Origin of the sequence: Pseudoramibacter alactolyticus ATCC 23263, assembly GCF_000185505.1 — a bacterium.
Lineage (GTDB): Bacteria > Bacillota > Clostridia > Eubacteriales > Eubacteriaceae > Pseudoramibacter > Pseudoramibacter alactolyticus.
The window spans coordinates 1089209-1111641 of record NZ_GL622359.1; the positions used below are offsets into that span (position 1 = coordinate 1089209).

A 22433-nucleotide genomic window follows, 5' to 3' on the forward strand; every position below is an offset into this window, starting at 1 on the left:
AGAGAACACCATGCAAAAATTAACCTATCGGGACAGTATCGGCCAGCTGGACCGCCTTTTAAAACGAAATGAAGCCGATCAGCAAAGCACTCGCGACGGCGTGCTCGCCATCATCGACCGCGTCAAGGCCGAGGGCGACGCTGCCCTGCGCGCGCTGACCGCCCAATTCGACGGCTGCACCGTCACCAATCTGAAGGTCAGTGCCGAAGAAATCGACGAGGCCTTCGCCGCTGCCGATCCGAAACTCGTCACCGCCATCGAAAAAGCGGCGGACAATATCCGCGCCTTCCACAAAAAACAGCTCGAAACCACCTGGACCTACGAGCCGGCACCGGGGATCACCCTGGGACAGCACATCACCCCCATCGAGCGGGTCGGCGTGTACGTGCCCGGCGGCAAAGCCGCCTATCCATCCACCGTGCTGATGGACACCATTCCCGCCGTCGTCGCCGGGGTGAGCGCCATCGCCATGGTCACCCCACCGGGCGAGGACGGCAAGATCAACCCGAATATTCTCTGCGCGGCTAAAATTGCCGGCGTCTCCGAAATTTACAAAGTCGGCGGCGCCCAAGCCATTGCGGCACTGGCCTACGGCACCGAGACCATCGCGCCGGTGCACAAAATCGTCGGACCGGGCAATATTTTTGTCGCTACCGCCAAGAAGGAAGTCTTCGGCAAGGTGGCCATCGACATGATTGCCGGGCCCAGCGAAGTGCTCGTGCTTTGCGATGGCTCTGCCGATCCCGAATGGATCGCCGCCGACCTGCTCTCCCAGGCCGAACACGACGAGATGGCCATGCCCATTCTCGTGACCACCGACGACGCCTTTGCCGACGCCGTGATCGATGAGGTTTATCGCCAGATCAAGGCCGACCTGCGTCGCAAAGCCATCGCCAAGAGCGCTGTCGATCACTTCGGCTTTGTCTTCGTTTGCGACGATTTAGACGAAGCCTTTGAGCTGGCCGGCCGCGTCGCTCCCGAACACATGGAGCTGGCTCTGCCCGACGCCAAAGCCTATCTCGACCGAGTGCAGAACGCCGGCGCCATCTTTCTCGGCAGCTACTCGCCCGAGCCCCTCGGCGATTATTTCGCCGGCCCCAACCACACCCTGCCCACCTCCGGCACGGCAAAATTCTCCTCGCCGCTCGGCACCTACGACTTTATCAAGCGCTCGAGCATCATTGAATACGGCGAGGCCAATCTGCGCGCCGTCGCCGACGATATCGTCACCTTTGCCGAAGCCGAAGGCCTTGACGCCCACGCCAAATCCATCGAAAGAAGATTCAGAAAGAAGGTTTAAATGATGGACTACACTGCCAAACTTACCCGCCCCTGTGTCCGGGTCCTCGAAGCCTATCAGGTGGTCCCGCCGAATTACAAAATTATTTTAAACGCCAACGAAAATCCCTATGATTTTCCCGACGCCCTCAAAAAAGCTTTTTGCGAACGCATGATGGCCACCACTTTCAACCGCTATCCCGATCCCACAGCGGCCGCCGTGCGCGAAGAGCTCGCCGCCTACACCGGCGTCGCCGCCGATCAGATCGTTGTGGGCTGCGGCTCGGACGAAATCATGGCCATGCTCGGACAGACCTTTATCGCTCCCGGCGATGTGGTGATCGGCCACGCCCCCAGCTTTTCGATGTATGAAATCTGGAGCGTCATCGCCGGCGGCCGGTTTCTCTGGGTGCCGGACAACGCCGCCTATCATCACAACGTCGAGGGCATCATCAACACCGCAAAAGAAAACAACGCCAAGCTCATCTATTTGTGCTCGCCCAATAACCCGACAGGCGGTCTCTTCCCCCGCCACGACGTGATCCAAATTCTCGAGGAGACGGACGCCCTGGTGGTCCTCGACGAAGCCTATATCGAGTTTAAAAGTCCGGAGGATTCCCTGGCCCGCCTGGTTGACAGCTACGGCAATCTGCTCGTAATGCGCACCCTCTCCAAAGCTTTCGGTCTCGCGGGGGTCCGCTGCGGTTATTGTCTCGGGCCGAAGCCGCTCATCGACATGATCAGCAAAGTCAAATCGCCCTACAACCTCAACAAACTCACCCAGGAAGCGGCGCTCATCGGGCTTCAGAACCGCGACAGGCTCCTCGCCCGGGTGAAAACCCTTAACGCGGAACGCCACCGGGTTTACCGGGCGCTGCTCGCTTTTGATCTCGGCCGGGTGTTCCCGACCGCCGCCAATTTTATTTATTTTGAAACGCCCCGCGGCGCCGCCATCGAAAAGGCCATGCGCGCCCGCAGCATCCTGGTGAAAACCTTCGGCGCAACGGGCGGCGGCCTCACGCCTTTCCGGCTAACCATCGGCGCCCCGGAAGAAAACGACGCCGTGCTCGACGCCATCGCGGAGGCCCTGCAATGAACCGATCCGTCACCCTCAGCCGGGAAACCAAGGAAACCCGGATCGCTCTGACCCTCAATCTTGACGGCAGCGGCCGCTCCGACATCCATTCGTCGGTGCCCTTCTTCGATCACATGCTCACCCTCTTCGCGGCCCACGGCCGGTTCGACCTGAACGTGAGCGCCAAAGGCGACGGCGTCGACAACCATCATGTCATCGAGGATCTGGGCATCCTCCTGGGGCAGGCCTTCGCCCAGGCACTGGGCGACAAGGCCGGCATCACCCGCTACGCCACCGAATTTCTCCCGATGGACGAATCCCTGTGCCGCATCAACGTCGATATCAGCGGCCGGGCCACCCTCGTCTGGGACGTCACCCTGACCCGGGAAATGATCGGCGATTTCGAAACGGAAATGCTTCGGGAGTTCTTCATTGCCTTTGCACACAACGCCGCCATGACCGTTCACGTGGCCTCCCTTTACGGCGTGAACAACCACCACATTGTGGAAGGCATCTTCAAGGGATTTGGCCGCGCGCTCAAAACGGCGGTCGCCATCGACCCGACTGTTCGCGGCATTCCCAGCACGAAGGGGGTGATCGCATGACCGTCGCCATTATCGACTACGATGTCGGCAATCTGAAAAATGTGCACACCGCCCTTCAGGACGTGGCCCTCGACGCGGTGATTACCCGAGATCCCGCGGTGATCGACAGCGCCGAGGCTATCGTGCTGCCCGGGGTCGGCGCCTTCGCCGACGCCATGGCCAATCTCGAACGGTTTTCCCTTGACGAACCGCTCAAGCGCAGCGTCGCAAAGGGCAAACCGCTGCTCGGCATCTGTCTGGGCATGCAGCTGCTCTTTGACGAGAGCGAAGAGGACGGCCGCTGGCCGGGGCTCGGCCTCATCCCCGGCCGGGTCGTCCATTTTGACACGCCGCAGCTCAAGGTGCCCCACATGGGCTGGAACAATCTGAACGTCCATCGGGAAGATTCTATTGTCCGGGGCATCACCCATGAGGATTACGTTTATTTTGTGCATTCCTATTATGCGGCGCCGAAGGATTTCGACGCGGACGTCGTGGCCTATGCGGATTACGGCGTGCGCGTGCCGGCCATCGTCCGAAAAGATAACGTCATCGGCATGCAGTTTCACCCCGAAAAGAGCGCCGGCGTCGGCACCCGTCTGCTCACCAATTTCAAGGAGGTTCTCTCATGATTGTTTTACCCGCCATCGATATTAAAGACGGCCAATGTGTGCGCCTCAAGCAGGGCGTCAAAGAAGATAAAACCGTCTATTTCAAAGATCCGGTGGCCGTTGCCAAACGCTTCGAGGCCGACGGCGCCGAATACCTGCACCTGGTGGATCTCGACGGCGCTTTTGACGGCGAGCCCAAGAACCTGTCCGTCGTCAAGGCCATCGTCGACGCGGTGCATATTCCTGTCGAGCTCGGCGGCGGCATCCGCACCGAGGCCATCGCCGATATGTATATCGGCATCGGGGTGTCCCGCATCATCATCGGCACCCAGGCCATCAAGGATTTCCGCTTCATCGAGCACCTTATCGCCAAATACGACGACAAAGTCTGCGTGTCCATCGACGCGAGAGACGGCATCGTGCGCACCGAAGGCTGGACGGAGGACAGCAACATCGAAGCGCTGGAGCTCGCCACCCGGCTCGAAAAAATCGGCTTGTCCACGCTGGTTTACACCGATATTGCCAAGGACGGCATGATGAGCGGACCGAACTTTGACGTGCTGGCGCTGCTCAACCAAAACCTGAACATGAACATCATCGCTTCCGGCGGCATCGCCGGTCCCGAACATCTGGACCGTCTCGCCGCCATGGGGCTTTACGGCGCGATCTCCGGCAAAGCGATCTACGAGGGGGCCATCGATTTAAAAGCCTATCTCGGCAAATAGGAGGCATCCGTGCTGACCAAACGCATCATCCCCTGCCTCGACGTGGATCACGGCCGGGTCGTCAAGGGGCAGAAATTCAAAAACATTCAGGATGTCGCCGATCCTGTGACCCTCGGCCGCACTTATTCCGAACAGGGCGCCGACGAGCTCGTGTTTTACGACATCACGGCAAGCTATGAAGAGCGGGATATCTTTCTAAACATCGTCGAACGGGTGGCCGAAGCCATTCGCATTCCCTTCACCATCGGGGGCGGCATCAGCACCGCCGAGGATTTTCGCAGGGTGCTGATGGCCGGGGCCGACAAAGTCTCCGTCAACAGTGCCGCGGTGAAAAATCCGCAGCTCATCATGGACGCGGCGCGGCGCTTTGGCAACCAATGCGTGGTGCTCTCCATTGACGCCAAACGCAACGCCACCGGCAGCTGGGATGTTTATACCAAGGGCGGCCGCGTAAACACCGGCATCGACGCCATCGCCTGGGCGAAGCGGGGGCAGGACCTCGGCGCCGGGGAAATCTGCATCAATTCCATCGACACCGACGGCATTAAAGACGGTTATGATCTCGCGCTTAACCGCATCCTTGCCGAAACGTTAACCATTCCCATCATCGCTTCCGGCGGGGCGGGCAAGATGGCCGATTTTGCCGAGGTGCTCGACGCCGGCGCCGACGCGGCGCTGGCAGCCTCCGTCTTCCACTATAAAGAAATCGCCATCCCCGACCTCAAGCATTACCTTGGCGGCCGCGGTCTGCCCATGCGCACGCAGCGCTGACCGCCGTCTATTCAGAAAGGCTTTTATGTCAAACTTAAAATCCATCACCGACCTCTCTGCCATCGATTTTCACTTTAACGATCAGGGGCTGATCCCCGCGATTCTCCAGGATTACCACACCCGGGAAATCCTGATGATGGCCTGGATGAACGCCGAGTCCCTGGCCCTAACCCTCGAAACCGGCAACGCAACCTTCTTCAGCCGCAGCCGCGGCACCCTGTGGACCAAAGGCGAAACCTCCGGACATTTTCAAAAGGTCGTCGCCATCGACTACGACTGCGACGCGGACACCCTGCTCCTGCAGGTCAACCCCATCGGACCCGCCTGCCACACCGGCCGCCGTTCCTGCTTTTACAGACGCCTGGCCGCCGACGACGTCCTCGACCGCGGCAACAGCGACATCCTCACCGCGCTTGCCGCCCAGATTGAAGACCGCAGAATCCACCCCATCGAAGGCTCCTACACCAACTATTTATTCAACGAAGGCATCGATAAAATCTGCAAAAAGGTCGGCGAAGAAGCCACCGAGACCGTCATCGCCGCGAAAAACGGCGATCCGGACGAGCTCGTCAGCGAGACCGCCGATCTGCTCTATCACCTGACGGTGCTGCTCAATCATCAGGGCACGAGTTTTAACGCGGTGTATGAAAAGCTCGCCGCCCGCCATCAAACCCAGCGCCGGGACGAATACGGCGATCGCGGCAAAATCAAAAAATAAAATGCGATCCGCACACAAAAAAACCTGAGGCAAAATGCCTCAGGTTTTTTGATGGCCGTGCGCTTATGCCATCAGCGTCTGCATCAGCGCGCGGTTGACGACGTCGCTTTGAACGATCTGTTTTTCCCTGGCGTTTTCCGACGGCTCCCCGCAGATATCCGCTCCTAAAACCGGCAGCGCGCGCGTCAGCCGGCGAATGGCCGCCGTCAGCGTTTTTAACGCCATCGTTCCCTGGTCCCAATTGGTGGTGAGCACCGCCGGCGAAAGTACATCCTTGTCCACCGAGAGATAAACGGGACAGCCGTCGGCAATAATCGAATCGAGCGCCGCCCCGTCGTTCAGGCAGGCGATCCGTGCCGCCGCGTCTTCAGACAAATGCGCAGGATCCGCCAAAAGTTCCTGCTGATGCCGGCCTGCGCCGATCAAAAACACCCGGTTTAAAAACGGATGGTCCCGCAGCGCCTCGCGCAGCCAGGAACCGCAGCTCAACAAAGGACCAAACCGCGGCCGCCTGGCATCCACATGATGGTCGAACACCACCAGATTAAAGGGCCGGCGGATGGTTTCGGTCCAGAAATAGCTCAGATAATGATAGTTGCCGTTGTCCAGAAAATGCAGCCCCCGACGTCCCGCCGTGTGCATCCGGCGGCGCAGCCGGGCCGCCGCCGCCGGATCGCAATAGCCGTAGGTGCCGGGTATCCCGCTGCAGTCCAGCCAATCATGCGCCCGATCGCCATAAAAATGTTCCCGCCGATAAACCCCGGTGAAATTCATCAGGGTCAATCCGGACCATCCCTGCCCTTTCATCGCATGCCTCTCTTTTCTCTTGCGCTATTTTTTCATGATCCGCAGGCCCTTGGGATAATGATTTTTGATGACACCCTCGCTGGCCTTGCCCCAGCCGAGGGGATATCCCTGCCAGGTGACCGCCGTCCAGCCCCTGAGGCCCGCGGCGCGCAGCGGTTCCCCCTTCAGATACGCAAAGGCCTCGTCAGCGCTTGTTACTTCGTGGCGCCGGCCGCCGTTTTCGGGCATCAGCGCCATCGCGAGGGCATGAGCCGGCTCGAAGCGGCCGGTTTTAAAGACCCCCAGTTCCAGCCCGAAGCGCAGCGTTTTAAGGCCTTCGAGCCGTCGCGGCGCAAACCCTTCCGGCGCGGCAAAAAGCTTGTCGCCCGCCTGCCAGAGATCCTTATCCGGAAGAGACAGCGCTGTTTCTTTTAAAAACCGATGAAAATCGGCCCGCTCTTTTTTGGCCGGCCGTGTCCAGATGGATCGCCGCTTCTTATTTTTGCTCCTGCGAACGGGCATGTCGGCATTTTCCGCGTCGCGAAGCTTGCGCATCTTGGCCACAAAGTGCCCTTCTCCTGCCACATGATTCGGCATGATGCGCAGGGTGCCGGCCACTCGCCTTTCGCCGGTCGCCGCCCATTCCGGCCGGCCGTGATCCGCCAGTCCCGGTAAAGCCAACGGTACCACTTCGTAACGATCCGTCGCGATCAGCCGCTCGACGATCTGCTCATTTTCTTCCGGGGAAAAGGTGCAGGTCGAATAAACCAGTTCCCCGCCGGGGGCCAGCAGCTGATCCACCGTTTTGAGGATCTCCCATTGTCTGGCCGCGCATTGGATTACCCGCTCGGGCTGCCACTCGGCGAGCACGTCGGGATCCTTGCGAAACATCCCCTCGCCGGAACACGGCGCATCCACCAAAATTTTATTAAAGTATCCGGTGAAGCCCGCCATCAATTTATCCGGTGCGGCACTTAAAATCACGCTGTTGGCAATGCCCATGCGCTCCATATTGGACGCCAGCACGGCGCTGCGGCTTTTAACGATCTCGTTGGAAATAAGCACGCCGCGCCCGTTCAGCTTGCAGGCCAGCTGCGTGCTCTTGCCCCCCGGTGCCGCGCATAGATCCAGCACCCGATCACCGGGCTCTGCTCCCAGGGCCTCCGCCGGGGTCATGGCCGTGGGCTCCTGCACATAATAAAGCCCTGCATAATAGCCCACCTGCTTGCCGGGGCGTACATCGCCGCCGATATAAAACCCGGTGGGACACCAGGGAACGGCCTTCGTTTCAAAGGGAAAAAGCGATCGCATCCGCCCGTTGTCCATCTTGAGCGTGTTAGTCCGAATGCCTTTATAGGCGGAACGATTATAGCTGTCAGCCAGGGCGGCAAAGGCTTCCGACCCCATCAATGTGCGCATTTTATCAGAAAAAGCTTCCGGTAAATTCATGGCGTTCTCCTGTCTTTCGGATTTAAAAAAAGCCGACAAGCGGCTTTTTGAATGCCCGGCAAAGCCATTAAACGTCTTTACTGGGTTTGGCAAAAATCATGCGGCCGGCAGCCGTTTGCAGCACACTGGTGACAGTCACGGCAATGTGCTCGCCGATGTGACGTTTGCCGTTTTCCACGACGATCATCGTGCCGTCGTCCAGGTAGGCCACGGCCTGACCGCTTTCCTTCCCGTTTTTAACCGGATGGACCTGCATAGCCTCGCCGGGAAGCACCACCGGTTTCACCGCATTGGCCAGCTCGTTAATATTGAGCACCTGAACGCCGCGGACCGTCGCCACCTTGTTGAGGTTGTAATCGTTGGTGAGAATCTTATACTTCTTTTCCTTACCCATGCGGACCAATTTATCGTCCACGCCGGTCAAGTCGTCGTAATCTTCTTCGGAGACGCGGATCATCTCGTCAAATTCATTTTGCATCTTTTTGACAATGTCAAGACCGCGGCGCCCCCGGGCGCGCTTCAGATCGTCGCCGTTATCCGCCAGAAGCTGCAGCTCTGCCAGCACAAACACCGGCACGATCACCGGCCCCTCCAAAAAACCGGAACGCATGATGTCATAAATCCGGCCATCGATGATCACCGACGTATCCAAAATTTTAATTTCCGGTTCCAAGGCATTGGTTTTCCTGCGGCTGAGTTTGCGCGTGAGGCTGCTGCCCACATTGACGCTCCGCATCTGCCGAAACGCGTCGATAAATTCGTCGCGCTTGCGCACGGGAATCGCCACCCCAAGATAGGCCATCAGCACGTAAACCACGATAGTGAGCACGCTGGCCAGCCATTTGATGGGGATTTGCGCAATGGGCACCGAGATGAGCATCGCGATAAGCAGACCAATCACAAGCCCGCCAATCCCGAGCACGACATCCGCCATTCGCACTTCTTCCAGACTTTTCTCGACCGCTTTTGAAATGGCTTTGCCCATTTTGACAATCAACGAAAAAATAAAATAAAAAATGAGACCAAAAATAACAACGGCGCCAATCGTCACAAGCCAGCGATACATATCCGTCGCCGCCATTTTTTGTGGCAGCCAGCGGTGCACAATCGCCGCGTTTCCCAGCACATAGCCGATAATCATTCCGAATAGCGTGCAAATCCCTCTTAAAACTTTACGTAGCATGATTTCACCTCCTTTCATAGAATGTGCATTTTTATTATAACATGCCTTCAAAAGCCTCGCCACTTTTGTATGATTTATTTGTCCAAACCTTGCGTGACGGTAACCGACAATTTCCGCGTGGACCCGCGCACAGCCGGCGTGACGAATGTGCCAAGCGCCCATCCCTGCGGCGCGCGGGCTGCGACGTGGAAAAAAATTCAGCTAAGCAACGGCTGAATGACGGCGCATTCTGCTGATCGCGTCAGCAATCAGCTCAACGCACCTTAGCTGCCGTTATCCCGTGATTTGTCCATAACACCGAACAAGAACAGCCGGCAGCAAGCCGCGAATAACAAAAATGCTATCCCGTCAAATGGCGGAATAGCATTTATTTTTTTAATGATATTGGCGTTACTCCGGCTTTTTCGTCGCCGCGTCAATGACCTGCGTCGCGTCTTCCACGATCGTGCGCAGGGTATCGACATGATCGCCGGCGGTGATAATGCCGTCGACGTCCTGCCAGTCCGCGTAGGAAAACTGGGCGGTCGTCGTGCATTTGGTGCTGTCCGCGACGACGTAGGTCCTTTTCGCCGCGTGCAGCATCCAGGCCTTCACACTCGACTCGTCATAGGAGACGGTCGTCGGGCCGTTCTGGTGTTTGAACCCGTCCGAACCCAGAAACGCGATATCCGCGCGGATGTTTTTAAACCGGTCGAGCACCCAGCCGCCGATCAGCGCGTGGGAGCTTCTTCGAATCTTGCCGCCGCAGAGAAAAACCTGATGCTCGGATTCCGACAGCAGCGTTGCCGCGTCGAGGGAATTCGTGATGATGGTCAGTCCCTGTTTGATGGTGAGCTGTTTGGCGATGGCGCTGGTTGTGCTGCCGGCGTCGAGCAGGATCACGTCGTGTTTATGAATGAGGCTCACCGCTTTCGCGGCGATTTCCGCTTTTTCCTCCGCGTGGACCCATTCTTTTTCGTTGAGCGGTTTTTCCACCGCGCCGATTTTCGGAATGGCGCCGCCGTAATTCTTTTCGGCGATGCCCATTTCTTCCAAATAAATAATATCCTTGCGGATCGTTTCGGTCGACACGCCAAAGTGCTCGGCCATTTCGCCGACTTTGACGCTGCCTTCCCGGATTAAAATCTGCGCCATACGATTGCGCCGGTCCGCGGTTAAATTTGCCATATGACCGCTCACTTTCTATCTATCAATCAGGTCCCTGCCCATTGACAAATCAACTTGCGATTAATTGGGAAAATCGCTTTTCTGAATTTAATAGCAACGCTATTTTAGCATAACCCCAATAAATCGCAAGAAAAAAATTGAGTTTTTTCGGAAAAATCTTGACATCCAATCAACACCATGCTATATTATGTTTAGAAACAACAAAACGCAACTAAAAATAATTATAATAGTTGTGGGTTAAGGCATCTTATGTAAAATCTTTTATATCAGAGCAGGAGGATAACTGATGAAAGAGAAAGTGCAATCGTTCGGGAGATTCTTATCCGGCATGGTGATGCCGAATATCGGTGCCTTTATCGCCTGGGGGCTGATGGCCGCGTTGTTTATCGACACGGGCTGGCTGCCGAACAAGCTGTTAAATACCATCGTCGGACCGTTTTTAAGCTACGCCCTGCCGCTGCTCATTGCGTATACCGGCGGCAAAATGGTCGGCGGACCGCGCGGCGCAGTCATGGGGGCGATTGCCACGATGGGCGTTATCCAGTCCAATCCGGACACGACCATGCTCATGGGCGCGATGGTCATGGGGCCGCTCGCCGGCTGGATCATCAAACGCTTCGACAACGCGGTCGACGGCAAAATCAAACCGGGTTTCGAAATGCTCGTCAACAACTTCTCGGTCGGCATTATCGGGATGCTGCTTGCGATTGCCGGTTACTATATTTTCGGACCGGTTATGGCGGGGCTTCTGGCTGTTTTGCAGGCCGGCGCCGACGTGCTCGTCAAACACAGCCTGCTGCCGCTCGTTTCAATTTTCGTTGAGCCGGCGAAGGTTTTGTTCTTAAACAACGCGATCAACCACGGCATCTTCACACCCCTCGGCGCAGAAGAAGTCAAGGCGGCCGGCAAGTCGATTTTCTACATGATCGAAACCAATCCGGGCCCGGGCACCGGCGTGCTCCTCGCATACTGGCTTTTCTCGAAGGATAAGGCGACCAAGGATTCCGCGCCGGGCGCGTTAATTGTTCACCTGCTCGGCGGGATTCACGAAATCTCATTCCCGTACATCCTGATGAATCCGATGCTGCTGCTTGCAACCATCGGCGGCAGCTTCGCAGCAATGATGTACAACACTTTGTTTAATCTCGGTTTAAACGGTCCGGCTTCTCCGGGCTCCATTATCGCATTCGTCGGCATGGCGCCGAAGGGGTCCACCTTTGCGGTTTTGCTTTCGGCTGTCATTGCAGCGGCTGTCTCGTTTGCCATTGCCGCGCCGATCATCCGGCTTACCGGCGCCAAGGGCAGCCTCGACGAAGCGAAAGACCAGATGAGCGATATGAAGGCATCCGCCAAAGGCCTTGCGCAGGAAGGCGCGGCCGTCGACCTGAGAACGCTCGATCAGATCGTATTCGCTTGCGACGCCGGCATGGGTTCTTCGGCCATGGGGGCGGCGGTGATGCAGCGCAAGCTTGAAGAAGCGGGCTTCGGCAATATCCAGGTCACGCATTCATCGGTTTCCGAAATTCCGGACGGCGCCAAGTTCATCATCTGCCACAAGGATCTTGCAGAACGCGCCGTCAAGAGCGCCCCGCAGGCCAGACTCGTCACCATCACGAATTTCATGAACGCGCCGGAATACGACGAAGTCGTCGCGGAAATCATCCAGTCCCGCAAAAACCTGCCGGACGACAATCAAGCGGCGGCGGCAGAAAATCCGTCAAACCAGACCGAAGCAACCGACAATGCGCAAGCAGATTACGCAGATTACAAGGGCGGCGTGCTGATCAAAAAGAACATCCGCCTCAATCGCTCACCCCAGACAAAAGAAGCCATCATTCGCGACATCGGCAAAGTGTTTTACGACGGCGGCTACACCACCGAAAAATACACGGAAGCCATGCTCGAAAAAGAAAAAGTCTTCAATACGGCCATCGGCAACAACCTCGCGATTCCCCACGGCATCGAAGGCATGACCGGCGAAATCCTGAATTCCGGCCTCGTCATCTTTTCCTATCCGGACGGCGTGGATTGGGGCGACGGCCAAAGCGTTAAACTCGTCATCGGGATCGCATCGGTCGGCGATGAACACGTCGACAAGCTGGCCAAAATCGCAGCGGCCTGCAACACCGAAGAAGCCGTCAACAAAATCTTAGCCATGGACGTCGACGACGTGTACGATTTGTTTAAATAACGCGGTGACGGCGATCCCTTCGCCGCTGCCGCGGCGGCGAAGGCCGCGCAGAAATACAATAAAACCATAAAAAGCATTTAAAGGATCAGAAAGAAGGATCAATCATGGGACAGAAAACAAAGGCAGTCAGACTTTACGGTGCGATGGATTTGCGGCTCGAAGAATTCGAACTGCCGGAAATCAAAGACGACGAAATTTTAGCGAAAATTTACAGCGACAGCATCTGCATGTCGACGTATAAGCTGGCCAAACAGGGCAAAAATCACAAACGCTGCCCGCAGAACGTCGAGACCAATCCGGTCATCATCGGCCACGAATTTACCGGCGTCATCGTCAAGGTCGGAAAAAAATGGCAGGATCAATTCAAGCCGGGCATGCGCTTCGCCCAGCAGCCGGCCCTGAACTACAAGGGCAGCATGGATTCTCCGGGCTACTCCTATGAATTTTTCGGCGGCGATACACAGTACTGCATCTTCCCGCCCGAAGCGATGGAAGTCGGCGCGCTCATGCCCTTTGACGGCGACAGCTTCTACAAAGCGTCCCTCGGCGAACCGCTGTCCTGCTCCATCGGCGCTTTCCACGCCATGTATCACACGAAGCAGGCGAACTACCATCACGAGATGGGCCTGAAGGAAAACGGCAACGTCATCATCATGGGCGGCTGCGGGCCGATGGGCCTCGGCGCCGTGGCATACGGCACGGTCTGCAAATACCATCCGAAGCGCATCGTGGTCACCGATGTGGACGATGCGAAAATCGCCCGCGCCAAGGAAGTCATGCCGGTGGAAAAAGCGGCCGAAAACGGCGTCGAACTGGTTTATGTCAACACCGCCAAAATGGATGATCCGCAAAAGGGCTTAATGGACATTTCCGAAGGCCACGGCTATGACGACGCATTTATCTACGTGCCGATTCCGGCGGTCGCAACGCTCTGCAACGCCGTGCTCGCCTATGACGGCTGCATGAACTTCTTCTCCGGCCCGCAGGATAAGACCTTTTCCGCGGCGGTCAATCTCTACGACTGCCATTACAACGCCACCCACATCATGGGCACCACCGGCGGCAACAACGACGACATGATTGAAGCGAACGATCTCGCGGCCAAAAACATCATCGACCCGGCCATCATGGTCACCCATGTCGGCGGCATCGATTCCATCGCGGATGCAACGATGAACCTGCCGAATATTCCGGGGGGCAAAAAACTGGCTTACACGCAGTTTGACATGCCGATGACCGCCATTGAAGATTTCGGCAAACTCGGCGAAAAAGACCCTTTCTTCAAAGAGCTGAATGCCTGCTGCAAGGCCCACCGCGGTCTGTGGAATCCGGAAGCCGAGCGCATGATCTTCAAGCATTTCGGCGTGAAGATTTTCGGCGAAGATGAATAATATCTCCGCATAAGCCCCCCCTTGCAAAGCCCGTGGGTTCGCGGGCTTTTGTCATTGCCGGAAAAGCCCGCAGCAGACATCGCCGCGCATCATCAAAAAACGCAAGACATGCCTGCCAAAAAAACAAAAACCGCATCCGATTATTTTTCGGATACGGTTTGTCTGCAATTCTGAAACCGCCTGCACGGTGTACAGATGATCGTCTTCGATTTTTAAATTTACATCGCCACGGTTGTCTCGATGATTTTGCAGGCTTCCTCTTTTTCTTTGCCGTCGATGAGCATCATTTCACTGATTAAAAAATTTTTGGCTGTCATCAGCATTTTTTTGTCCCCGCTGGAAAGACCCTTTCGCCGATCCAGCAGCATGAGATTGCGCGTGACCTTCGCCACATCAATGATATCGCCGGACTTCATCTGGTCCATATTATCCTGGTATCTTTTTGACCAATTGGAAGTCATTTTATCCTCCGGCTGGCTCAGTACCTGCAGCATGGCTTCCAGATCCTGATGCGTCGGAATCTCCCGAAGGCCGACTTCCTCCGCTTTATCAACCGGAATTAAAATTTCCATGCCTTCGGCCGCGATGGTCACCTTATAATACATTTGTGTTTTCTCGAAAATATCCATTTCCTGAATATTTTTGATGACACCGGCTCCATGCATGGGATAAACGATTTTATCACCGATATTATACATCCTTTCGCACTCCTCCAAATTTCTGTCCTCATTATAGCATAAAGGCTGAGTGCGCGTAAACACTAAATTTTACAAAACCACTTCGCTGTTGTCAAGCTTTTTAAGATTTCTTTTTTTATCCGCCTCATGCCGCTGGCTGCTCAGAGCAGCATGGTCAGCGCGATGCGGCTGCGCGGCTTATCCACCGAAAGCACCTTCACCGTGACCACATCGCCCACCGAAAGCACATCCGACGGGTGTTTAACATAGCGATCGGAGATCTGAGAGATATGCACCAGTCCGTCCTGATGCACGCCGATATCCACAAAAGCGCCAAAGTCCACCACGTTGCGGACGGTGCCCTTGAGCGCCATATCCGGTTTCAGATCGTCCAAGCTGAGCACATCCTGCTTGAGAATCGGTTCCGGCGCCTCATCCCGGGGATCGCGGCCCGGCTTACACAGCTCCGCAATCATATCCTGCAGGGTCGGCTCCCCGATGCCGAGTTCCCGGGCCGTGGCTTCCACATCCACCCGGCGCAGGGTTTTCGCCGTTTCTCGGATGCGCGCCGGTTTTAAATCCGCCGGCGTCAGGGAAAGCCGGTCCATCAGGGCGTGGGCCGCCGGATAAGATTCCGGGTGGATGCCGGTATTGTCGAGCACCTCTTCGCCCCCTGTGATGCGCAGGAAACCGGCGCACTGCTCGTAGGCTCTGGGGCCGAGCCCCTTCACCTTCAAAACCGCCCGGCGGTTTGCAAAGCGGCCGTTGGCCTCCCGATAAGCCACGATGTTGTCGGCCATAGTGCCGGTGATGCCGGCCACATATTTGAGCAGCGCCGGCGAAGCCCGGTTGATATCGACGCCCACCAGGTTGACCGCATCCTCCACCACATTGGTCAGCGCCTCGGAAAGGACTTTTTGATTCACATCGTGCTGATACTGGCCGACGCCGATGTGCTCCGGCTCGATTTTAACCAGCTCCGACAGCGGATCCTGCAGACGGCCCCCGATGGAAATCGCCCCCCGCAGCGACACATCCACATCCGGATATTCCGCCGCGGCCAAAGGCGAGGCCGAATAAATCGAGGCCCCCGCCTCGGAGACAATGCAATACTGCACCCTGCGCGGGCAGGCCTTAAGCGTTTCGGCGATGAACTGCTCGCTTTCCCGGGAGGCCGTGCCGTTGCCGATGGCGATCATATCGACCTGATAGCGCTCGATCAGCGCCAGAATGACGCGGCGGGATTCGGCGATTTTCTGCTGAGGCTTGGCGGGGTAAACCTTGGCCGTGGCCAGCAGGGTCCCCATGGGATCGAGCACGGCGATTTTGCAGCCGTTGCGGTATCCCGGGTCAAAGCCCATGGTCACCTTCTCCCGGAATGGCCGGGTCAACAGCAGCTTCCTGAGATTGACGCCAAAGGCCCGAATGGCCGAGGCCTCGGCCCGTTCCTTCATCTCGGCGCGGATTTCCCGCTCCACCGCCGGAAAAATCAGCCGCTTATAAGCATCGGCCGCAGCCTGGGCCAGCTGCCCGCATCCCCGGCCGGCGCCCTTCGACATCACCTGGTGGGTGAGCCAGGGCAGGATGAACTCTGTCAGCGCGTCCACCTTCACGGTGATTACTTTTTCCTTTTCCGCGCGGTTCATGGCCAAAATGCGGTGATTCGCCATGGCGCCAAGCCCTTCGCTGTGATCGTAATAATTGGTGTAGGGCGTTTTTTTCTTGGCAAAGGCCCCCGTCACCGCCGTGTGGATCCGCGCATTCTCGGTGATATAACGCCGGATATACCCCCGAAATGCCGCATTGTCTGCGATGGTTTCCGCCACGATGTCCCGCGCGCCGGCCAGAGCCGCCTCCGCGTCCGCCACCGCATCATTCACAAAATGCCCGGCAGCTGCCGCCAGGGCATCGTCCGTTTCGCCGGCCGCTATCTTAAGGGCCAGGGGCTCAAGCCCCTGCGCCTTGGCCGCCATCGCCCGGGTCCGACGTTTCTTTTTATAGGGCAGATAAAGATCCTCCGCCGCCTGGAGCGTCTCGGCACCCTCGATGGCCGCGGCCAGTTCCGGCGTGAGCTTTTGCTGCCCGGCGATGCTGCCCAGAATTTCCTGTTTGCGCGCCTCGAGCCTGCGCGTATATTTTAAAACCGTATCGAGTTCGCGCAGCGTGGTATCGTCGAGATTGCCCGTCACCTCTTTCCGATAGCGGGCGATAAAGGGAATCGTATTGCCGGCATCGATGAGCGCCACGGTGGCCGCCACGCGCCCAGGCGCAAGCTTCAACCGCTGGGATAGGGTCTGAATAATATCTGTCAAAATGTCACCTCTTCAATTTTTGTGCCTGTTATTTTATCATTTTGCCCCGGTGCCCGCAAGAAAGCCCGGCCCGATCCGTGTTGTCAAAATCAAGGCATCGTGATAAAATAAAAATCAATTTTAACGCGAACGTATTTAAGGAGGTTTCCATGGGTATTCAATTCATCACCGACTCCATGTGTGACGTGGATGAAGCCATCCTGCACCGATATCCTTTTGAAATTCTGCCGATTCCCATCACCATCGGCGATAAAACTTTTTTTGACGGCATCGACATCACCCCGGACATGGTCATCGATGCGGTCGATGCGCATCCGGACACCTTCCCAAAGACGTCCCAGGTGCAGACCGTTGCCTATCAGAAGGCTTTCGAAAAACATCTCGCGCGCGGCGACGATATCATCTATCTCGCGCTGTCCAGCGGCCTGTCCGGCACCTTTCAAACCGCGTCCCTCATCGCCTCCCAGCTTTTGGAAGACTATCCCGACCGCAAAATTGCCGTCGTCGATTCCCTCTGCGCCACCACCGGCATGATGCTTATCCTGCACCAGGGGCTCAAGCTCGGCAAACTGGGGCGCCCCTTTGAAGAGATTGTCGACACGATGACCTTTCTCGCGCGCCACGTCAACATTTATTTTCTCGTCGGCGACATCAAATGGCTGGCCAAGGGCGGGCGCATCGGCAAAAACGTCGCGCTCATCGGCGACATGCTCAAGATCAAACCCATTTTGTATTTCCAGGACGGACGCATTTTGGCCTACGAAAAAATTCGCGGCCAGAAAAAGGCCGAACGCCGCCTTTTTGAACTGGTGGATCAGAAAATGCCCGACAAGCGCCAATGCGTCGGCTTTATCGAAAGCAAAGCGCCGGAGCTTCAGGAAAAGGCGCGGAAGGCGCTCACAAAAGACCTGGGCATCAAGAATTTCATCGTGCCCCAGGCCGGCGCCGGCGCGGCGTTAACCGTCCATATCGGGCCCAAATGCCTGGGCATTATGTTCTTCGATGCGCTGCCCGACAATTATATCAACGTCACTCCATAGCGGTCTGCGCACCGCACGGGCTTTTATCCAAACGGGGGATTCCCCGTTTTTTTGCGCTTTTTTTATCTTTAATCGGATAGACAGTTGACGAATTCCCGCCGCTATTCTATAATACATATGATATTAATATGTTATCAGAGGTAAGATTATGCGCATTTCTGCAAAAGGCCGTTACGGCATCGCGTCGATGATTGAATTGTCCTGGATGAGCCGGGAGGGCCACCACGTCCCCGTGGCGATCCTCGCGGAAAATCTCGGCATCTCCAAAATTTATTTAGAACAAATTTTCTCCCTGCTCAAACGAAGCGGCCTCGTCGCCTCGGTCAAGGGGGCTCAGGGCGGCTATCACCTGGCGAAGCCGGCATCGGAAATCAGCGTTTACGAAATTTTGAAGGCGCTGGAACAAATCCTGTTTGAACCCACCGAATCCTCCGTTGACGAGCGGGCGCCGGCCATTGAATCGGTCATGCAAAAGGACGTGTTTCGCCCGCTGGACGCAACCATCGAAACCCTGCTCGCCAAAATCCGCCTCTCCGATTTGCTCGAGGATTATATCAATCAGAAAAATCAGAATAATTTTATGTTTTATATTTAGACGCGAAAACCTCCGCCTCCCAATCGGGAGGCGGAGGTTTTTCTTTTATAGGCTTATCACCTGTAACACAAAAAGCTCTAACATCTGATTTAAAGTTCTCTTAAAGATAATTTTAATGGTTCTTCTCTTCCAGCATAGACCTGAGAATCACACTGTTCCAATTGCTTCTTATTAAATGTATTCACCATCTTTGAGCTTGCAAATATCATTTTATTCGCAAATTTTTTCATCTTTTTAAACATGTAATCTCGATGATACAAAGCTAACATAAGGTGTGATGAAATCGGAAAATATATTACTGTTGTTAGATTTAAAAGACCATTTTGAAAAGGCGCAGCATTCAAAGTGGCATTATCCATAAACATCACTGGATTATCACTTGTAATAAAGAGATCTTCGGCATTTGATTTATATACAATCCAAATTTGATCTAAAAAAAACATATCTAAATTTTTATGACCACTCATCGCAATTCGTGCATAAATTTCTTTGAAAAAATTTTCATTAGCTTGAAAGTCTTTAAGATACTTTACTGCTTTTTTGTTATTTTTAAACTGATGTTTCCCTTTTTCGATAACTTTTGGCAAAAGTTCATTGCTGCGCCTGTTTTCATATTATCGTGCAATTTTTCCCCGATATAATTGATGAACCATCCCTTTGGCCAGCATTCTCTTAACCTCTTCTTGTAATACAGATGCTCCTTCCTTAACCAAGACACTGCTTGTTTTTGAAATTAATTTTGATAACGCCCTTTCAAAGTCTGGCTCTACTTCTTTTGAGTAAAAGTTTTCCCATTTATAACTATCATTTTCCCCTAATGTATAAAAGTCCTTGGTGACAGATATATTTTTAATGCTATTTTTATAAAGTTTGCATTTCTTTTTATCAAAAACATATAAACGCTTTACTCCGTCTATATCAAAGTTTTTCAAGTATAGTCTTGGAACTGTATGTTGCCGAGTTGGACCTTTAATATATTTTTTCATTTATAATATTTTCTGATGTGTAATCAATCTTCCTTTTTTGAAGTGCTTGACGATCAATTGTATAGAGTCCGTGTTTTGAAATTCTATCGTTCGTAACAATAACATCTTTCCCCATTATATTTTCATATTTTTCTTTTGTATCTTTTCTTCTATAAATTGAAATTCTGGATTGCTCTGCCAACTTTCTTCAATATCAGTTAATGAGTTTAGTATTGTATTGTCTTACCTCTATTTAACATTCTTTCTTTCTCCTAACAAACAATCTAGATGAACTTTTGTTTTTAAAGCTTTTCTATCCACTTATTTATGGCTTTCTCAAATTCATCTATCCTGTTTTCCTGATTGAAGAACGGGAATCCGATGATTTTATAATCATCTGCAAACAGCCCTTTAACAGAATGCTCTTTTTCAATCTGCATTGAAAATGCTTCTTTCCAAGCATCATTATCCAAGAGTTGATTGCCTTTAGGCTCAACATATCCCTGATAAGTGAGACTTCCTTCGCTTCTTTGCTTTCTTACAAACAGCAAAAAGTCAGGTTCAAATCGCTCTCCAGCTTCAAAAGAATATATAACCAATTCAGGAATTCTTTCATTCCTAACAACATAGTATTCCAGGTTCTTTTCTTTCAGTTTTGGCTCTATGTGTGTTTTAAAATACTTTACAAAAAGCTTCTCTTCGCTTGTTCCATAGTTGTCATTAAATACATACCAACTTTCATTTCTTAAGTCTAATCTGTATTCTTCATTGGAGCAGTTGTTTTGAGAATTTCCTTTCCCGCCATTTCCTTCAATTGACCCTAAACTGATTTTCTTATCTTTCAAAATCACTTTAAGCTGCTTAGGTTCAAATTCTTTAGAGCCTACATATTCAGGCTTGATAGCCATAACATACGATGCAACTTTTACTAAGGCGTGCTTCACAGCTGAAAATAAAATCTTTCCATTAACTTCATCTTGAGAATATGTTATTTCCACATTAGAGTTTCCGAGAAACTCATCTGAAGTTAAAAACTCCCTCATGGATTTTAGAGATGGATATTTCTCTTTAAGTATGTCAAAACGAAGTTCCTCAAAGCATTCTATAGCCCCGAGCAAGATATTATAATCTATATCCTTGAATTTAATACTCTTCAGATTTGTCTTAATGGTACTTGTGTTTGAAGTATCATCGCCTATAAGATTTACAATATTTCCTTTGCCAGAAAGAGCCGTGTAGTAATATGTTTTTGTCCTCATACTCGGCTCAATGGAACGCACTTCTTCTCGTTCTTTAAGCAATCTCTTATTCGAAAATACATAACTTTTCTTATAGAAATCACTGTCTTTAAACTCATCTTTAAGTCTGTATTCCAAAACAATCGGATTAGGTGCCTGCAATCCTGTTTCTATAAGGGCATTCTTTAATTCCGATATATATCTTGAGTCATTTTTACTGTGAAAGTACATTGTTTCCAAAATACGATTCGGATTCGATATATCACCGTCAAATTTTCTTTTAAATTTAAGTTCCTCATCATCTACAACAAATGGGCAATATCTTGCTCCTCTTCCGATAAGCTGTGCTTCTTTAACTGTATAGGAGCCAACTTTACCAGCCTTACCGCTTGCCTGTCTCGTATCATATAGACGAACTATATCAAAGAGATTAAGTACATCCCAGCCTTCATTGAGCATATCTACCGCAAAGATAAGTCTAATCGGATTATCAAGATCTTCCAGGGAATTGACTAACAACTGATTTTCTTTGTTATTATCCGAAGAACCATTCATTATTATCGAAGTGTCTTCGGTAAAAGCAGTCTTAATCGACTGTTCTAAAAGCTCTAAAGTATCGTCCTTTTCCTTAAAATAATTTATCGCTTCCGTCAATTTTTCGATTCCAACTAATTCCAAGTTCCGAAGCTCGTAACTCGTCAATTCCTTTACTTTCTTAAAAAACTCAGCATAGAAACTTTTTGACTCGTCTATCTTTTTCGATTTAAGCATAACCACAGGCTTAATATTGAGTTTTAAGTCAGCAAACAAAAACCTCCTATACTCACTCATTACCAGAGCCATAAGCGTTCTTGTCCATAAGTCGGTATCCGTTGCGAAATTCTGAAAGTCTTTTGTATAGCCGCTTTCCCTAAAAGAAATAAGCGGATAGTTAAAGATGATTTTGTCCTTATATTTCTGTAACACATTTGCATCTTTTAAATCACAAGTAGCCGTAAATTCAAGCATAATGCTATCCCTATTTCGTGATAAAGCATTGGTAACGGAATATTCCCAGCTTTTGGCGGCGGCTTCTTCATCTTTAGTAGGTTTCTTAGTTAATGAATTAATGTGATGGCTCTCATCAGAAATAAAAACTACTTTATTATTTTCAAAGTCATCATAAGTCAGTGAATTTTCTTTTGCTTCAAATAAATCCATATGAAGCTTTTGGGTAGTAGTAAACAATATTTCAATATCATCATCCAAAACATTGCCACTAAAGTTTTCAACCCTTTTTATCTTGACCTTTTTTCCTAAGTACTCAACAACATCATTGAACAGATACTTATTTGAAAGCGGATTGATAAAATTATCAATCGTTTTTTCAAGAACATTGGTCTGATTGACGAAGAATAAAAACTTTCTATACCCCTTTGTATATAAGTACAATATCAGACCTGCCATAATGACAGTTTTACCACTACCTGTTGCCATATGAAAAAGAGTATGAATTTGCTTATTTTTTCTTAATCCTTCATTGTCAAAATATAAAGCAAAGTTTGTAAAGGCATCAATCTGATACTCTCTTAGAGAAATTCTCTTTGAGAGTCCGCTTTTGATAATTTCAGGAAAATCGACGCTCATACCAACTTCTTTTGCAACATCTAATTTTTCGTATAAAAACTGTTCCGACAT

Annotated in this window: 19 protein-coding genes and 1 pseudogene; 11 read left to right on the forward strand and 9 right to left on the reverse strand. The window is 52.6% G+C overall.

Going from position 1 to position 22433, the window contains the following annotated elements; genetic code table 11:
* The first annotated feature begins 10 nt into the window (after window positions 1-10).
* The 7 genes from hisD to hisIE are packed head-to-tail and all read left to right on the forward strand — an operon-like array spanning window position 11 to window position 5762.
* A complete protein-coding gene (hisD, locus tag HMPREF0721_RS05130; protein WP_006598541.1) occupies window positions 11-1300 on the forward strand; it encodes a histidinol dehydrogenase in 1290 nt (429 codons plus the stop codon).
* Complete coding sequence (gene hisC, locus HMPREF0721_RS05135; protein ID WP_006598542.1) at window positions 1301-2374, forward strand: histidinol-phosphate transaminase; 1074 nt, start codon at window positions 1301-1303, stop codon at window positions 2372-2374.
* Window positions 2371-2958, forward strand: coding sequence for an imidazoleglycerol-phosphate dehydratase HisB (gene hisB, locus HMPREF0721_RS05140; protein WP_006598543.1), 588 nt, complete (start codon window positions 2371-2373; stop codon window positions 2956-2958). The genes hisC and hisB overlap by 4 nt, the downstream gene beginning before the upstream one ends.
* Window positions 2955-3569, forward strand: a complete 615-nt coding sequence (gene hisH / locus HMPREF0721_RS05145; RefSeq protein ID WP_006598544.1) for an imidazole glycerol phosphate synthase subunit HisH — start codon at window positions 2955-2957, stop codon at window positions 3567-3569. Before hisB ends, hisH begins: the two co-directional genes overlap by 4 nt.
* Window positions 3566-4273, forward strand: a complete 708-nt coding sequence (gene hisA / locus HMPREF0721_RS05150) for a 1-(5-phosphoribosyl)-5-[(5-phosphoribosylamino)methylideneamino]imidazole-4-carboxamide isomerase (RefSeq protein WP_006598545.1) — start codon at window positions 3566-3568, stop codon at window positions 4271-4273. Before hisH ends, hisA begins: the two co-directional genes overlap by 4 nt.
* Window positions 4274-4282: 9 nt before the next feature.
* Window positions 4283-5044 carry an imidazole glycerol phosphate synthase subunit HisF gene (gene hisF, locus HMPREF0721_RS05155; RefSeq protein ID WP_006598546.1) on the forward strand — a complete coding sequence of 254 codons (762 nt, stop codon included), beginning with the start codon at window positions 4283-4285 and terminating at the stop codon, window positions 5042-5044.
* 25 nt (window positions 5045-5069) lie between these two features.
* A complete protein-coding gene (gene hisIE, locus HMPREF0721_RS05160) occupies window positions 5070-5762 on the forward strand; it encodes a bifunctional phosphoribosyl-AMP cyclohydrolase/phosphoribosyl-ATP diphosphatase HisIE (protein WP_006598547.1) in 693 nt (230 codons plus the stop codon).
* 63 nt (window positions 5763-5825) lie between these two features.
* On the opposite strand, the gene HMPREF0721_RS05165 is transcribed toward hisIE, so the two are convergent.
* The 4 genes from HMPREF0721_RS05165 to HMPREF0721_RS05180 form a co-directional block, all read right to left on the reverse strand.
* Window positions 5826-6569, reverse strand: a complete 744-nt coding sequence (locus tag HMPREF0721_RS05165) for an arginase family protein (protein WP_006598548.1) — start codon at window positions 6567-6569, stop codon at window positions 5826-5828.
* A 24-nt stretch (window positions 6570-6593) separates the two neighbouring features.
* The gene (locus HMPREF0721_RS05170; protein WP_006598549.1) at window positions 6594-7997 is read right to left on the reverse strand and encodes an RsmF rRNA methyltransferase first C-terminal domain-containing protein; all 1404 of its coding nucleotides are present in this window, start codon (window positions 7995-7997) and stop codon (window positions 6594-6596) included.
* A 67-nt stretch (window positions 7998-8064) separates the two neighbouring features.
* The gene (locus tag HMPREF0721_RS05175; protein ID WP_040639930.1) at window positions 8065-9180 is read right to left on the reverse strand and encodes a PIN/TRAM domain-containing protein; all 1116 of its coding nucleotides are present in this window, start codon (window positions 9178-9180) and stop codon (window positions 8065-8067) included.
* A 390-nt stretch (window positions 9181-9570) separates the two neighbouring features.
* Entirely contained in the window at window positions 9571-10347 is a 777-nt protein-coding gene (locus tag HMPREF0721_RS05180; RefSeq protein WP_006598551.1) for a DeoR/GlpR family DNA-binding transcription regulator, read from the reverse strand.
* A 286-nt stretch (window positions 10348-10633) separates the two neighbouring features.
* Here HMPREF0721_RS05180 and HMPREF0721_RS05185 point away from each other — a divergent pair, with 286 nt between their 5' ends.
* Both HMPREF0721_RS05185 and HMPREF0721_RS05190 read left to right on the forward strand, forming a co-directional pair.
* Window positions 10634-12538, forward strand: a complete 1905-nt coding sequence (locus tag HMPREF0721_RS05185; protein WP_006598553.1) for a PTS mannitol transporter subunit IICBA — start codon at window positions 10634-10636, stop codon at window positions 12536-12538.
* Between the two features lie 104 nt (window positions 12539-12642).
* Window positions 12643-13929, forward strand: coding sequence for a zinc-binding dehydrogenase (locus HMPREF0721_RS05190; RefSeq protein ID WP_006598555.1), 1287 nt, complete (start codon window positions 12643-12645; stop codon window positions 13927-13929).
* A gap of 218 nt (window positions 13930-14147) precedes the next feature.
* Here the strand turns inward: HMPREF0721_RS05190 and HMPREF0721_RS05195 are convergent, their stop codons facing one another.
* Both HMPREF0721_RS05195 and HMPREF0721_RS05200 read right to left on the reverse strand, forming a co-directional pair.
* Window positions 14148-14627: a CarD family transcriptional regulator gene (locus HMPREF0721_RS05195; RefSeq protein WP_006598557.1), complete on the reverse strand. Its 480-nt coding sequence runs from the start codon at window positions 14625-14627 to the stop codon at window positions 14148-14150.
* Between the two features lie 140 nt (window positions 14628-14767).
* A complete protein-coding gene (locus tag HMPREF0721_RS05200) occupies window positions 14768-16918 on the reverse strand; it encodes a Tex family protein (RefSeq protein WP_006598558.1) in 2151 nt (716 codons plus the stop codon).
* A 149-nt stretch (window positions 16919-17067) separates the two neighbouring features.
* On the opposite strand from HMPREF0721_RS05200, the gene HMPREF0721_RS05205 reads away from it, so the two are divergent.
* Together HMPREF0721_RS05205 and HMPREF0721_RS05210 are read left to right on the forward strand one after the other, a co-directional pair.
* Window positions 17068-17958, forward strand: coding sequence for a DegV family protein (locus HMPREF0721_RS05205; protein ID WP_040639931.1), 891 nt, complete (start codon window positions 17068-17070; stop codon window positions 17956-17958).
* Window positions 17959-18106: 148 nt separating this feature from the next.
* On the forward strand, window positions 18107-18553 hold the full coding sequence (locus HMPREF0721_RS05210; protein WP_006598560.1) for an RrF2 family transcriptional regulator: 447 nt from the start codon (window positions 18107-18109) through the stop codon (window positions 18551-18553).
* A gap of 89 nt (window positions 18554-18642) precedes the next feature.
* On the opposite strand, the pseudogene HMPREF0721_RS12405 reads toward HMPREF0721_RS05210, so the two are convergent.
* The 3 genes and pseudogenes from HMPREF0721_RS12405 to HMPREF0721_RS05225 form a co-directional block, all read right to left on the reverse strand.
* A pseudogene (locus HMPREF0721_RS12405) lies at window positions 18643-19539 on the reverse strand (DUF4238 domain-containing protein).
* A complete protein-coding gene (locus HMPREF0721_RS11770; protein ID WP_006598563.1) occupies window positions 19523-19720 on the reverse strand; it encodes a hypothetical protein in 198 nt (65 codons plus the stop codon). The pseudogene HMPREF0721_RS12405 and the gene HMPREF0721_RS11770 overlap by 17 nt, the downstream one beginning before the upstream one ends.
* A gap of 100 nt (window positions 19721-19820) precedes the next feature.
* A complete protein-coding gene (locus tag HMPREF0721_RS05225; RefSeq protein WP_040639932.1) occupies window positions 19821-22433 on the reverse strand; it encodes a DEAD/DEAH box helicase family protein in 2613 nt (870 codons plus the stop codon).